Source organism: Oerskovia sp. NPDC060287, assembly GCF_042726775.1.
Lineage (GTDB): Bacteria > Actinomycetota > Actinomycetes > Actinomycetales > Cellulomonadaceae > Oerskovia > Oerskovia merdavium.
Window position 1 is genome coordinate 1 of record NZ_JBHXBO010000010.1, and the last position, 13,558, is coordinate 13,558.

Annotated in this window: 14 protein-coding genes; all 14 read right to left on the reverse strand. The window is 71.7% G+C overall.

All coding sequences use genetic code 11. The features are described from left to right. Positions 1 to 1,231: PHP domain-containing protein (locus ACFWFR_RS01770; RefSeq protein ID WP_377620788.1), on the reverse strand; the 1,231-nt coding region annotated here is incomplete at its 3' end. 202 nt (positions 1,232 to 1,433) lie between these two features. Next, on the reverse strand, positions 1,434 to 1,913 hold the full coding sequence (locus tag ACFWFR_RS01775; protein WP_318244544.1) for a GNAT family N-acetyltransferase: 480 nt from the start codon (positions 1,911 to 1,913) through the stop codon (positions 1,434 to 1,436). A gap of 55 nt (positions 1,914 to 1,968) precedes the next feature. Beyond that, a complete protein-coding gene (locus ACFWFR_RS01780) occupies positions 1,969 to 2,907 on the reverse strand; it encodes an RluA family pseudouridine synthase (RefSeq protein WP_377620790.1) in 939 nt (312 codons plus the stop codon). Beyond that, the gene (locus ACFWFR_RS01785) at positions 2,907 to 3,698 is read right to left on the reverse strand and encodes a signal peptidase II (RefSeq protein WP_377620792.1); all 792 of its coding nucleotides are present in this window, start codon (positions 3,696 to 3,698) and stop codon (positions 2,907 to 2,909) included. The genes ACFWFR_RS01780 and ACFWFR_RS01785 overlap by 1 nt, the downstream gene beginning before the upstream one ends. Positions 3,699 to 3,799: 101 nt before the next feature. Beyond that, positions 3,800 to 4,261, reverse strand: coding sequence for a TraR/DksA C4-type zinc finger protein (locus tag ACFWFR_RS01790; protein ID WP_191804029.1), 462 nt, complete (start codon positions 4,259 to 4,261; stop codon positions 3,800 to 3,802). Positions 4,262 to 4,423: 162 nt separating this feature from the next. Next, on the reverse strand, positions 4,424 to 5,080 hold the full coding sequence (locus ACFWFR_RS01795) for a DivIVA domain-containing protein (RefSeq protein WP_377620793.1): 657 nt from the start codon (positions 5,078 to 5,080) through the stop codon (positions 4,424 to 4,426). Between the two features lie 166 nt (positions 5,081 to 5,246). Then, the gene (locus ACFWFR_RS01800; protein WP_191804025.1) at positions 5,247 to 5,537 is read right to left on the reverse strand and encodes a YggT family protein; all 291 of its coding nucleotides are present in this window, start codon (positions 5,535 to 5,537) and stop codon (positions 5,247 to 5,249) included. A gap of 26 nt (positions 5,538 to 5,563) precedes the next feature. Next, positions 5,564 to 6,049, reverse strand: a complete 486-nt coding sequence (locus ACFWFR_RS01805) for a cell division protein SepF (protein WP_056648854.1) — start codon at positions 6,047 to 6,049, stop codon at positions 5,564 to 5,566. Positions 6,050 to 6,192: 143 nt separating this feature from the next. Continuing rightward, complete coding sequence (locus ACFWFR_RS01810) at positions 6,193 to 6,978, reverse strand: polyphenol oxidase family protein (RefSeq protein WP_377620795.1); 786 nt, start codon at positions 6,976 to 6,978, stop codon at positions 6,193 to 6,195. 4 nt (positions 6,979 to 6,982) lie between these two features. Then, complete coding sequence (gene ftsZ / locus ACFWFR_RS01815) at positions 6,983 to 8,308, reverse strand: cell division protein FtsZ (RefSeq protein ID WP_377616575.1); 1,326 nt, start codon at positions 8,306 to 8,308, stop codon at positions 6,983 to 6,985. Between the two features lie 241 nt (positions 8,309 to 8,549). Further along, the gene (locus ACFWFR_RS01820; protein WP_377620796.1) at positions 8,550 to 9,362 is read right to left on the reverse strand and encodes a cell division protein FtsQ/DivIB; all 813 of its coding nucleotides are present in this window, start codon (positions 9,360 to 9,362) and stop codon (positions 8,550 to 8,552) included. A 197-nt stretch (positions 9,363 to 9,559) separates the two neighbouring features. Continuing rightward, complete coding sequence (murC, locus tag ACFWFR_RS01825) at positions 9,560 to 11,059, reverse strand: UDP-N-acetylmuramate--L-alanine ligase (RefSeq protein WP_377620798.1); 1,500 nt, start codon at positions 11,057 to 11,059, stop codon at positions 9,560 to 9,562. Next, positions 11,056 to 12,177, reverse strand: a complete 1,122-nt coding sequence (gene murG, locus ACFWFR_RS01830) for an undecaprenyldiphospho-muramoylpentapeptide beta-N-acetylglucosaminyltransferase (RefSeq protein ID WP_377616578.1) — start codon at positions 12,175 to 12,177, stop codon at positions 11,056 to 11,058. The genes murC and murG overlap by 4 nt, the downstream gene beginning before the upstream one ends. A gap of 106 nt (positions 12,178 to 12,283) precedes the next feature. Continuing rightward, positions 12,284 to 13,501: a putative peptidoglycan glycosyltransferase FtsW gene (locus tag ACFWFR_RS01835; protein ID WP_318244542.1), complete on the reverse strand. Its 1,218-nt coding sequence runs from the start codon at positions 13,499 to 13,501 to the stop codon at positions 12,284 to 12,286. Positions 13,502 to 13,558: the final 57 nt, after the last annotated feature.

Below are 13,558 nucleotides of genomic sequence, written 5' to 3' on the forward strand. Positions count from 1 at the left end.
CCGGTACGCTCGCGGTCGTCGAGTCCGAGGGCAACGGACGCATGTGCGCACACATCGAACCGGCACCGGAACCACGGCCCGGACCGACCCGGATGCCGTGCTCCTTGGCCCAGTTGATGAAGTCGGCGACGACCAGGAAGTACCCCGGGAAGCCCATCTGGACGATGACCTGGGTCTCGTACTCGGCCTGCTTGCGCACCGCGTCGGAGATGCCGTCCGGGTAGCGGTAGTGCAGCCCCTTCTCGACCTCCTTGATGAACCAGGAGGTCTCGTCCTCCCCCGGCGGGCAGGGGTAGTTGGGCATGTAGTTGGCGGACGTGTCGAAGCTGACCTCGCACTGCTCGGCGATGAGCAGCGTGTTGTCGCAGGCCTCGGGGAGCTCTTTCCAGATGTGCCGCATCTCGGCGGCGGACTTCACGTAGTAGCCGTCGCCGTCGAACTTGAAGCGGTCGGGGTCCGCGAGCGTGGAGCCGGAGTTGATGCACAGCAGCGCCTCCTGGGAGTGGCTGTCCTCCTTCTTCACGTAGTGCAGGTCGTTGGTCGCGACCAGGGGCGCACCGATGGTTTCCGAGAGCCGCAGCAGGTCCTTGATGACCCGGCGTTCGATGTCGAGCCCGTGGTCCATGAGCTCGATGTAGAAGTTCTCCTTGCCGAACACGTCCTGGAGCTCGCCGGCGGCCTGCACGGCCGCGTCCCACTGGCCGAGCCGCAGCTTGGTCTGGATCTCGCCCGACGGGCAGCCCGAGGACGCGATCATGCCCTTGCCGTAGCGCTCGAGCAGGTCACGGTCCATGCGCGGCCACTTGCCCATCTGGCCGTCGAGCGACGCGAGCGAGCTGGCCCGGAAGAGGTTGTGCAGCCCTTCGTTGTTGCGGGCCCACATCGTCAGGTGCGTGTACGCGCCGCGGGCCGAGACGTCGTCGGACTCCTGCCCCTTCTCGCCGAACCGCACGCGCGTCTGGTCGAACCGGCTGGTGCCGGGCGTGACGTACGCCTCGACACCGATGATGGGCTTGATGCCGGCCTGGGTCGCCTTGGACCAGAAGTCGAACGCCCCGAAGATGTAGCCGTGGTCCGTGGTCGCGATGGCCTTCTGCCCGAGGCGCGCGGTCTCCTCGAAGAGGTCTCCGAGCCGCGCGGCGCCGTCCAGCATCGAGTACTCGGTGTGGACGTGGAGGTGGACGAAGTCGTCGGACTTCTGGGTGCTTCCAGGGGTGGCGGCAGAAGGCATGCGACGAGTCTAGATCGAGCCACCGACGCCCCTCGGCGTGTCGCGTGCCGGTGGCCGCGTGTGCCTTCTCTCATGCCTGCCCGACGACGCCGCGAGCCCCTCGCTCTCGGCGCGCCGGGGCGCGGACCGGCCTGCGAGAGCGCGACGACGGCCCGGCACGTCGGCCGGGTGCGACAGGGAGCACCCCGACCGGGCGACGGCCTCAGTCGTGCGAGCGGAGCGTCTTCGCGGCGTCGCGGTGGTCGATCCCCGCGTCGAGATAGACGGGCCCGTGCACCTCGTAGCCGAGGCGCTCGTAGAACCCCGAGGCCTGGGTCTGGGCGCTGAGCTCGATCCGCACGGCTCCGCCCACGGCGTGCTCGGCGAGCGCGATCTCCTCGAGCGCGCGCATCACGGCGGCACCAGCTCCGGTCCCCCGGGCGCTGCGTGCCACGGCCACGCGCCCGATGTGCACCTCGCCGGGGTGCGCGGGGTCCGTGAGCAACCGTCCGGTCCCGACGACGGGGCCCTCGCCGGGCTGCTCTCCCGCGCGGACCAGCACGTGCGTGGTCGTGGGGGCGAAGTCTGCGTCGTCGATCTCCTCGGCGAGCGGCACCTGCTGCTCGCCCACGAAGACCTCGAGGCGCAGCGTGTGCGCCTCCTCGAGCTGGGCGGGCGTCGTGACCCGCTCGGTCGTCAGCACCCTGTGCCCTCCTCGAAGTCCTGGTGGCCCGCAGCGGGCCACGTGCACGCGGCGCTCAGGAGTACGCCCCGCGCACGACCTCGAGCGCGTGCGCCAGGTCCTGCGGGTACTCGCTCGTGACCTGGGTCCACTGCCCCGTCGACGGGTGCTCGAACCCGAGCTGGACCGCGTGCAGCCACTGTCGCGTGAGCCCGACCTTCTTGGCCAGCACCGGGTCCGCCCCGTACGTCACGTCGCCGACGCACGGGTGGCGCAGCGCCGAGAAGTGGACGCGGATCTGGTGGGTCCGGCCCGTCTCGAGGTGCACCTCGACGAGCGAGGCCGCCGGGAGCATCTCGAGGACCTCGTAGTGGGTCACCGAGGGCTTGCCCTCGGCCACGACCGCGAACTTGTAGTCGGCCGAGGGGTGGCGCCCGATCGGCGCGTCGATGGTGCCCGTGGTGGGCTCGGGGTGCCCCTGGACCAGCGCGTGGTAGACCTTCTCGACCGTGCGCTCCTTGAAGGCGCGCTTGAGGACCGAGTACGCGAGCTCGCTCTTGGCGACGACCATGAGCCCCGAGGTGCCGACGTCGAGCCGGTGCACGATCCCCTGGCGCTCGGCCGCCCCCGACGTCGAGATCCGGTACCCCGCGGCGATCAGGGCGCCGACGACCGTGGGCCCTGTCCAGCCCGGCGACGGGTGGGCCGCGACGCCCACGGGCTTGTCGATGACCACGACGTCGTCGTCGTCGTACACGATCTTCATGCCGGGCACGGGCTCGGCGACGACCTGCACGCTCGACGTGTCGGGCTCGTCCGGGATCTCGACCTCGAGCCAGGCCCCGGCGACGAGGCGGTCGGACTTGCCGACCTCCCGTCCGTCGACCCGGACCCCGCCGTCGGCCGCGATCTCGGCCGCCCGGGTGCGGGACAGGCCGAGCAGACGGGCCAGGGCCGCGTCGACGCGCTCGCCCGCGAGGCCGTCGGGCACCGGCAGCGCACGGACCTGTGCCATCAGGACACCGTCCTCGTGGTGGGAGCGTCCGGCCCCTCGGCCGCGTCCGTCTCGTCCGGCGTGGCCTCGGCCTGGCCCGCCGCCGCAGAGGGGACCTCGTCCTTCTCTTCGGGCTTCACGTCGGGCGTCTCTTCGGGCACGGCCGGTGCCCCCGGTGCTCCGGACCCCGCGGACGTCTCCGAGGCCTCGCCCTCGGCCGAGTGACGCTGTCCGTCGATGCCGATGCCCTGGATCGAGAGGATCGCGATCATCACGGCGGCCCCCACCACCGCGATGTCGGCGACGTTCCCGATGAACAGGTCGCCGTACCCGATGAAGTCGACCACGTGCCCCTGCGCCACGCCGGGCGCACGGAAGATCCGGTCGATGAGGTTGCCCAGCGCACCACCGAGCAGCAGCCCGAGGGCGACGGCCCAGCCGCGCGAGCCGATCCTGCGCATGCTCCTCAGGATGAACACGACCACGACGATGACGACGATCGTGAGGATCCAGGTGTACCCCGAACCGATCCCGAGCGCCGCGCCCTCGTTGCGGATGAACGTGAGGTGGAGCCACCTTCCGAGCAGCTCGATCGTCGGCTCGCCCTCGAGCTGCGCGACGGCCCAGATCTTGGTGGCCTGGTCGACCAGGATCACGAGAGCGGCGAGCACCCCGACCCACAGGACGAGGCGCCGCGAGGTGGCGGCCGCACGTGTCGGGACGACCGTGGAAGGAGCCGCGGACCCGGGCTCGGCGCCGCCCTGCGACGGGTCGGCGGGCACGGGCTGCTGGGGAGAGGGAGTCGATGGCATCGGCGGCAAGTCTGCCATGTCCGACCGGCTCCCCACGATCCGGGGACGACGAAGGCCGTCGTCCTCTCGGGACGACGGCCTTCGCGTGCTGCGGAGTCCCGTCAGCGGCGCTCCTCGCGCTGCTTGGCCTCGACCGACAGGTTCGCCCGCGGGTAAGCCTGCAGGCGAGCCTTGCCGATCGGGTGCCCGGTCGCCTCGCACGTCGCGTAGGTCCCGGCCGCGAGCCGGTCCAGGGCGTGCTTGGTCTGCTCGAGCAGGTCGCGCGTGTTGTTCACGAGCGTGAGCTCCTGCTCGCGCTCGAGCGCGCTGGACCCGGAGTCCGCCTGGTCGTCGCCGGCACCGTCCCCCGAGTTCCGCAGGAGCTCCGAGAGCTCCTGGTCCGCCTCGGCCAGCTCGCGTTCGAGACGGTCACGCTCCTCGAGCAGGGTCGCTGCCTGCTCCTCTGCCTCCTTGAGCGTCCACGGCTCTTCGCCCTCACGCACGGGGAAGGACTTGACGTCGCGAGCTAGGTGCGGGAACTGCTGACGTACTGCCGCGCGCGTCGCGGTACTGAGCTTGGTCATGTCGCCCCTCCGGTTCGAGTTGCGGTGAGAGTAGACGCCGCCCGCCGGTACGCACAACGCACCACGCCGGAGGACCCGGGTGGTGCGTCGTGACGGACCGACCGGCGGCGTGACCTCGAGGTCCGCACGCCTGGTGTGATCGTCTGCCAGGTGGCAGGCGGACTAGATGCCCGCGCTCAGGTCGCTCGAGCGACCTGCGCCGGAGCCGCTGCGCGGCGGGAGTGCACTGCCTCGGTTGTCGAGGTCCCCCATGAGGTTCTGGAGGTAGCTCTTGAGCCGCGTGCGGTAGTCACGCTCGAAGAGCCGCAGCTCGTCGATCTTGCGCTCGAGGAGCGAACGCTCCTGCTCGAGCTGGGAGAGCGTGCGGTGCGAGGTCTCCTCGGCCTCCTGCACGATCCGGGTGCCCTCTTCCTTGGCTTCCGCGATGAGGCGGTCACCCTCCTGCTGGCCCGAGCGCACGTAGTCGTCGTGCAGCTTCTGGGCGAGCTGGAGCATGCCGGTCGCGGACTCGGGCTCGCCGTTCAGCTTGCCGGCGACCGCAGCCGAGATCGGCGCGACCGGAGCGGGCTCGGGGGCCACCGGGGCGTCCACCACGGCAGGCTTGGCCGGACCCGAGGCGTCCGCGCGGCTGAGCTCTGCGACGCGTCGCTCTGCTGCAGCCAGCTTGGTCTTGAGGTCGTCGTTCTCCTCCTGCACGGAGTTGAGCGTCCTCACCACCTCGTCCAGGAAGTCATCGACCTCTTCGACGTCGTATCCTTCGCGGAACTTCGTCGCGGAGAACTTCTTGTTCAGGATGTCCTCTGCTGTCAGCAGTGCCATCGTCTCACCTCAATGCGTTTGCGCCGTCAGTCCGAGCGATCTCGAGATCGCCACAGTCCAAAGTAGCGGAGATTGTCAGAGGAGGCGGCCTCGCCCGGCGCCCGCTGCGCGGGCGTCGGCGTCAAGATCGCCGGGTTGTCAGTTTTCTACGTGTTTGGAGGCGCCCTCAGGAAGCGAGGTACCTCAGGAACTGTGCCAGGAACGACACCGCGAGGAACAGCACGATGAATGCGAGGTCCAGCCGCACCTGACCGAGGGTCAGCGGTGGGATGACCTTGCGCAGTGCACGCAACGGCGGGTCCGTCAGCGTGTAGATGGCCTCGGCCAGGACGAGCATCACGCCGCGCGGACGCCAGTCCCGGGCGAAGACCTGCACCCAGTCGAAGACCACGCGACCGATCAGCACGATGAGATAGAGACCGAGGACGAATGCCAGCAGAGCGAAGACGAATGTCACGGGGTCAACTGTGCCAGATCCCGCGGTCAGCTCTGGTTGTAGAAGCCGGCCCGGGTCACGGGAGGCTCCGGGGTCTGCTCCTCACCGGTGATCTCGACGTGCTCGGGCGAGAGCAGGAAGACCTTGTTGGTCACCCGCTCGATGGCGCCGTGCAGACCGAAGATGAGACCGGCGGAGAAGTCGACCAGGCGCTTGGCGTCGGCGTCGTCCATGTCGGAGAGGTTCATGATGACCGGCGTGCCACCGCGGAAGGCTTCCCCGATGACGCGGGCGTCGTTGTAGGAGCGCGGGTGCACGGTCGTGATCCGGCGCAGCTCTGCGGCTGACATGCTCGTCTGGGGTACCTCTCGTGGGGCGACCGTGCGGTGCAGTGGGGTCACCTGAGCCTGGTAGTCGTGCGGCACGTCGGCCCCCAAGTCGTCGTACTCGTCGATGAACTCTTCCTGCTCGTCCTCGCCTCGATCATCAGCGAGGCCCAGGTAAAGCATGGTCTTGCGAAGCGCTCCGGCCATCGCCCTCTCTCCGTCCTCATGTCGACTGCTGGTTCCGTGCTTTGCACGCTAGCCCAGCCCCGGAGACCGGCAGGATGCGACACGCCCGGGAAAGGTCAACAGGCTCGAGGGTGAGAAACGGCACGTCGGCACCGTGCGCAGGGTCAGACGAGGGCCACGACCCCGGCGAACCGGCCCGTCGTGACACCGGCGCGCGTCGCGAGACGGTGCGAGTAGAACCGGTGGTCCTCGAGGGTGCAGATCCCGGTCGGGACGACGTCGGCGACCCCGGCGGCGTGCAGGTCGGCGACGACCCCGGCCGGCAGGTCGAGCGCAGGAGTGCCCCAGCTGGTCGTGGACGCGGTGGCCGGACGCCCGGACGCGACCTCGTCGCGCAGGTCCGCGGGCACCTCGTAGCAGCGCCCGCACGCGGAGGGGCCGACGACGGCACGCAGCTTCTCGGTCTGCGCCCCCTGGGCGACGAGCGCCTCGAGCACGGTGCCGACGACCCCTTCGGCCAGTCCTTGCCTGCCGGCGTGCGCGACCCCGACGACACCTGCCTCGGCGTCCGCGAGGAGCACCGGGACGCAGTCGGCGACGAGCACCCCGAGCCCCAGACCACGTGCGGCGGTGACGAGCGCGTCGTACTCACCGCACGTCTCGGCCCCCGCGCCCGTCGCGCCCCGAGACGCCCGGTCCTGGCCCGAGAGCACCCGCACCTCGACCCCGTGGACCTGGGTCCCGAAGACGAGTGGCGCTCCGAGCCACCGGCCGACCGCCTGACGATGGACGAGGACACGCTCGGCGTCGTCCTGGACCCCGAGCCCGAGGTTGAGACCGTCCCACGGCGCGGGCGAGGTCCCGCCCGCACGGGTCGTGAACGCAGCACGCACCCCCGGCCCGAGGTCGACCTCGAGAACCGGGGGTGCGGGGAGTGCAGGATCGAGCACGGCGCTACTTGAGGAAGTCGGGGACGTCGAGCTCCTCGACCTTGCGACGGACGGGCTCCTCGTCGTAGAGGCGAGGCACCTCGACCTGTGCCGACCGCTCGGCCGCGGGCCGCTCCGCGTTCTGGTTGTCCTCGCTGGGGACGACGCTGAACGTCGGGATCGCCGCCGGGTAGCCGGCCGAGACCTGAGCCGCCCCGCCGCCGAAGGTGACCGGGACGTCGTCGGGCTCCGAGGCGATGGGGACGACCGGGCGGGGCAGCGTGTGGCTGCCCGTGGTGGTCGGCACCGCGACGGGGCGCTGGGCCTGGACGGGCTGTGCCGGCTGCGCAGCGGGCGCCCCGGCGAGCTGCCCAGGAGCCCGCGAGTCCTTGCGGACCTGGGGCGTGCCGCCGTCGAAGCCTGCGGCGATGACGGTCACGCGGACCTCGTCGCCCAGCGCGTCGTCGATCACGGCACCGAAGATGATGTTCGCCTCGGTGTGCGCGGCCTCGTGGACCAGTCGCGCCGCCTCGTTGATCTCGAAGAGCCCGAGGTCCGAGCCGCCCTGGATCGAGAGGAGGACGCCGTGGGCGCCGTCGATGCTGGCCTCGAGCAGCGGCGAGGAGATCGCGAGCTCCGCGGCCTGGACCGCGCGGTCCTCGCCCCGTGCCGAGCCGATGCCCATGAGGGCGCTGCCCGCCCCCTGCATGACCGACTTGACGTCGGCGAAGTCGAGGTTGATCAGACCGGGGGTCGTGATGAGGTCGGTGATGCCCTGGACACCCGAGAGCAGGACCTGGTCCGCCGAGTGGAACGCGTCGAGCGCCGAGACGCTGCGGTCCGACATCGACAGGAGCCGGTCGTTCGGGATGACGATGAGGGTGTCGACCTCGTTGCGCAGGGCCTCGATCCCCTGGTCCGCCTGGACCGAGCGGCGCCGGCCCTCGAACGTGAAGGGGCGCGTGACGACACCCACGGTCAGGGCTCCCAGCGACCGCGCGATGCGCGCGACGACCGGCGCGCCGCCCGTGCCGGTCCCGCCACCCTCACCGGCCGTGACGAAGACCATGTCGGCGCCGCGCAGGACGTCCTCGATCTCCTCGGCGTGGTCCTCGGCGGCCTTCTTGCCGACCTCGGGATCCGCACCGGCGCCCAGCCCACGCGTGAGCTCGCGCCCGACGTCGAGCTTGACGTCCGCGTCGGACATCAGCAGCGCCTGCGCGTCGGTGTTGATGGCGATGAACTCGACGCCCTTGAGACCGACCTCGATCATCCGGTTGACGGCGTTCACGCCACCACCGCCGATGCCGACCACCTTGATCACTGCTAGGTAGTTCTGCGGAGTTGCCACGTCAATGCCTCTCGATCCTGTAGCCCTCAACCTTCACCCTCAACTAGAGGGTTATAGTTATGTCAGGTTGTGCTGTGTCGACGGTAGGTGCCCGTCCTGGTCCTATCAACGACCCGCCCGCGCGTGTCGGCGAAAACCTGCCGCGTGGGCCATGTCTCACCCCGGTGCCACGACGGCCACGGGTCCCCGACCGACGTCCGCGAGCCCCCGGCGAGGCCCGCCTCCAGCGCCCCGGCCCCGGTCATCGGGTGATCGGCATCGTGGGGGCCGACACGTCGTAGAGCGTCACGCCCTGGTTCTCCGGCAACGACCTCAGGGTCTGCAGCACCTTGACCTTGAGGGCCGCGTCCTCGCCGTTGCCCCACTCCACGACCGCGCCGTCGCGCAGCCTCATCTCGACCGCGTCCTGCGTCCCCGCCGTGACCTCGGCGACCTCGGCCCGCAGCTCGGGCGGGAGCGCGTTGAGCACGATGCGCGCGGCCCGCAACGACCGGGCCCCCTCGTCGTCCAGGCTGACCCCGATCTCGGGGATCCCCTCGGGCACGGCCTCGACCGTCTGCACCTGGACGCCGTCGCGGTCGAGCAGCACGTAGGACCCTTCGTGCGGCACCGCGGCCACGGGCTCCCTCGACTCGAGGGTCACGCTCAGCCCGTCGGGCCACTCCCGCAGGATCGTGACGTCCCGCACGCCGTTCAGGGACAGGATCTGCTCGCGCAGCCCGATCGTGTCGACGCGCGGCAGAGGAACGCCCGACACACCCGACACGACCTGCTGCACCTGTGCGACGTCGATCACGGTCCCCTCCCCCGTGATCTCGATCTTCTCGGGGTCCGTGCCGAGGACCGGGGAGAACAGGACGACCCAGGCGACGGCCGCGACCGCGAGCACCGAGGCGACCCAGATCAGGATCGTGCGTCGCACGCGGTGGCGGCGCATGGCCGCCTTCTCCGCGAGCCGGTCGGCCATGCCGGTCGAGACGACCCTGTCGGTCGGCCGCGCGGTCGACCTGCTGCCCGCGCCCCCCGACGGCGGCACCGGGACCTGTCCCGTCACGGGACGGCCACCGGGCTTCCGGGGCAGCGGTCGAGAGGGGCTGACCGGGACGAGCTCCTGGCCCTGGAGCTCGAGGGGCTGCGTGAGGGTCTCGTCCGGCGCCGCGACCCGCTCCGTCCCCGGGCGCGCCTGAGCGTCCCGCGCGCCCCGAGGTGCCGGTCGCGGGGTCGCAGGACGCGGCCGGGAGGGCGGCCTCATCAGTCCTCGGCCCCCGGGGACGTCCCGTCGCCGTCCGCGGCCGCGGCACCTGCCACGAGGGCGTCGAGGATCACGGCGCCCAGCTCGGTCACGTCCCCCGCGCCGACCGTGAGGACCAGGTCGCCGGGCCGCGCGGCAGCCGCGACGGCACGCGCGGCCTCGACACGGTCCTCGACGCCCCGCGCGGTGCCCGTGGGCATCCGGTCCACGATCGTCCACGAACCGGTGTCCGGGTCCAGGTCCTCTCGCGCCGCGTAGACACCCGTCACGACGACGTCGTCCGCGAGGGCCAGCGCGTCGGCGAACTCCTGCGCGAACAGCCTCGTCCGCGAGAACAGGTGCGGCTGGAACAGGACCAGGACGCGTCCCCCCGCGGCCACGGGTCGAGCGGCCGTCAGGAGCGCGGCGACCTCGGTCGGGTGGTGGGCGTAGTCGTCGACGACCCGCACCCCGCCGGCCTCGCCCTGCGCCTCGAACCGGCGGCCCGTGCCGAGGAACTCGCCGACCCCCGCGACGGCCCGCTCCGGCGCGACGCCCAGGAGGACGGCCGTCGCGACCGCGGCGGCGGCGTTCAGGGCGTTGTGCGCGCCCGGGACGTGCAGGCGCAGCTCGAGCGGCCCGGTCGTCGTGGTGGACGCACCCGACGACTCCACCGCGACGGTGAGCCGAGCGGCCACCCCCGCGGCGCCGTCGGGCCGGACGTCCGCCAGCAGCACGTCGCTGCCCGGCGACGTCCCGTACGTGACGACGCTGCCGCCCGCCGCGCGGTGCGCCTGCGCGAGCGCGAGTGCCCCCGGGTCATCGGCGCACGCGACCAGGTGGCCGCCGGGCACGATGCGTGCCGCGAAGTCCACGAACGCCTGCTCGAACGCCTCGCGCGACCCGTAGTGGTCCAGGTGGTCGGGCTCGACGTTCAGCACGACCGCGATCGTCGGCGCGTAGTTGAGGAACGAGCCGTCCGACTCGTCGGCCTCGGCGACCAGCACGTCGCCCGAGCCCAGCCGCCCGCCCGGGATCGCGCCGTCGCTCGTGATGACCGAGCCGCCGATCGCGAACGACGGGTCGAGCCCCGCCGACCGCAGGGTCGTGGCGATCATGGCCGACGTCGTGGTCTTGCCGTGCGCGCCCGCGACCGCGACCGAGCGCCCCTGCGCCATGAGAGCGGCGAGCGCCTCCGAGCGGTGCAGCACGCGCAGGCCAGCGGCCCGCGCCGCGACCAGCTCCGGGTTGTCGGGACGGACCGCGCTCGACAGGACGAGCGTGTCCGCGCCCTCGACGTTCTCCGCCGCGTGCCCGACGTGCACCAGGACGCCGTCCGCCCGCAGCGCGTCCACCACGGCGCTGCCCTTGGCGTCCGAACCCTGCACCCGCACCCCGCGGGCCGCGAGCAGACGGGCCACGACCGACATCCCCGCGCCGCCGATGCCGATCAGGTGGACCGTCCCGAGCTCCGAGAGCGCAGGGGGCGCCGACAGCACCGTCGCGCCGTCGTCCGTCATCGGGACACCCCCGCAGCCTTCTCGACGAGGTCCGCGACGCGCGACGTCGCGTCCTGCATGCCCGCGCGCGACGCGAGCGCCGCCATGGTCCGCAGACGCTCGGCGTCGCCCACCAGACCTGGAAGGTTCGTGGCCACCCAGGCCGAGGTGAACTCGTCGTCGTCGACCAGGATCCCGCCGCCCGCCCGCACGAGCGGTGCGGCGTTCAGGCGCTGCTCACCGTTGCCGATCGGCAGCGGCACGTACACGGCCGGGATACCCAGGGCCGCGAGCTCGCTGACCGTCCCGGCGCCCGAACGGCACACGACCAGGTCGGCGACCGCGTACGCCAGGTGCATCGCCGACAGGTACTCACGCACGTCGTACCCGGGCAGACCGCCCACGACCTCGCGCACCGCGTCGGCCTTGCCCTTGCCCGTCAGGTGCAGGACCTGCGCGCCCGTCGCGAGGACCGCGCGGGCCGCCCCGGCGACCGCCTCGTTGACGCTCTGCGCGCCCAGCGAACCACCCGTGACGACGACCGTCGGGCGCGCCGGGTCGAGCCCGAGCGCGGCCGCGGCGTTGGTCCGGACCGTCGCCGCGTCGACCGAACGGTCGCGGATCAGGTCCGCGATCTCCCAGCGCAGCGGCAGACCCGTGACGATCCCGCCCTTGAGCGGCGTGCCGTCGAACGTGACGGCGACGTACTTCGCCCACCGTGCGCCCGCACGGTTGGCCAGCCCCGGCCGGGCGTTCTGCTCGTGGATCACGATCGGTACCCCGCGGCGGTGCGCCGCGAGGTAGGCGGGCGTCGAGACGTACCCGCCGAAGCCCACGACGACCTCTGCCCGCGTCTCGTCGATCACGGCCCCGGCCGCCTCCACGGCCGACTTGAGCTTGCCCGGCAGGGCGACCCACTCACCGCTCGGGCGCCGCGGCAGCGGCACCTTGGGCACGAAGCGCAAGGGGTACCCGCGCGCCGGGACCAGGTCGGCCTCGAGGCCGCTCTCCGTCCCGAGCACCGTGACGACCGCCCCGGGGTTGCGCTCGCGCAGCTCGTCCGCCACCGCGAGCAGCGGGTTCACGTGCCCCGCCGTCCCGCCGCCCGCGAGCACCACCGAACCGAGAGAAGAACTCACCACGTACCTCGTCACCTGTCCTTGCTGTTGCTGTCGTCCCCGGAGGACCCGGGGGCCGAGAAGTTCTGGGGGCGCCGCGCGCCCACGGGCGCACGGCAGGGCCGAGTCATCGGGACTGGGCGCGCCGACGCCCCGGCAGCGCGCGACGCCCTGCCTGCCCGACGACGGCGAGCGACTTGCGCACGACGCTGCCCCGCGCGGCGAACGCCTCCTTGGCACCGGGCTCGTTGCGCGCGAACGAGATCACGACGCCGAGGGCCGCCATGGTCGTGATCAGTGCGGACCCGCCCGAGGAGACGAGCGGCAGCGGCACCCCGATGACCGGGATCACGCCGATGACCACACCGATGTTGATGAACGCCTGACCCACGATCCAGCACGCGATGCCGGCGGTCGTGATCTTCACGAACGGGTCGGGGTGACGGCGGATCACACGGCTCATGGCCAGCCCGAGCACCGCGAACAGCGCGAGGACCAGGAGCGTGCCGAGCAGACCGAGCTCCTCGCCGATGACCGAGAAGATGAAGTCGTTGTGGGCCTCGGGCAGGTAGCTCCACTTCTCGCGGCTCGCCCCGAGACCGACCCCGCCGAACCCGCCCGTCCCGAGCGCCCAGAGGCCGTGGACCGTCTGGTAGCAGACGCTCGAGCCGGCGTTGGCGTCCGCGGTGTCGCACACGTTCGTGTACGTCGCGAGGAGCCGGTTCATGCGGTTCGCGTTCTGCTGCATCGCGACGAACCCGACCACGACCACGGTCGCCGCTCCGGCCCCTGCCAGGGCGAGGAGCTTCCAGTCGACGCCCGCGACGAAGAACGCGCCCGCCACGAGGATCAGGATCACGAGCATGGTGCCCAGGTCGTGCCCCGCGAGGACCAGCCCCATGACCAGGAGCGCGCCGGGGACCGCGGGGATGATCGCGTGCTTCCAGGAGCCCAGCAGGTGCTGCTTGCGACCGAGCACGACGCCCAGCCAGACCGCGAGGGCGAGCTTGGCCGGCTCGGAGGGCTGCACGAAGAACGACCCGAAGTTGATCCAGTTCAGGTTGCCGTTGACCTCGTGACCGAGCGGGCTGAAGATCAGGAGCTGGAGGCACAGCGAGAAGATGAGCAGCGGCCATGCACCATGCCGGTAGACGCTCGTGGGGAGCCTGCTCGCGACGAGCAGCACGGGCAGACCGATGAGCGCGAACTGCGCCTGGGTCAGGAAGGCGCCGTAGGGCGACTTGCCCGCCGCGATCTCCGTGATCGCCGAGCTCGAGAGCACCATGACCAGGCCGATGATCGCGAGCAGCGTGGTCGCTCCGACGAGCAGGTAGTAGCTCGTCACGGCGCTGTCCCACTGGCCGAGCCACGCGCGCTCGTTCGACGAGGTCCTGGCCGGACG

Excerpts from the sequence above, each read along its gene's own strand:
- ACFWFR_RS01790 (WP_191804029.1), bottom strand. The coding sequence starts at position 4,261 with ATGACCAAGCTCAGTACCGCGACGCGCGCGGCAGTACGTCAGCAGTTC.
- ACFWFR_RS01780 (WP_377620790.1), bottom strand. The coding sequence starts at position 2,907 with ATGGCACAGGTCCGTGCGCTGCCGGTGCCCGACGGCCTCGCGGGCGAG.
- ACFWFR_RS01795 (WP_377620793.1), bottom strand. The coding sequence starts at position 5,080 with ATGGCACTGCTGACAGCAGAGGACATCCTGAACAAGAAGTTCTCCGCG.
- ACFWFR_RS01805 (WP_056648854.1), bottom strand. The coding sequence starts at position 6,049 with ATGGCCGGAGCGCTTCGCAAGACCATGCTTTACCTGGGCCTCGCTGAT.
- murC (WP_377620798.1), bottom strand. The coding sequence starts at position 11,059 with ATGACGGACGACGGCGCGACGGTGCTGTCGGCGCCCCCTGCGCTCTCG.
- ACFWFR_RS01785 (WP_377620792.1), bottom strand. The coding sequence starts at position 3,698 with ATGCCATCGACTCCCTCTCCCCAGCAGCCCGTGCCCGCCGACCCGTCG.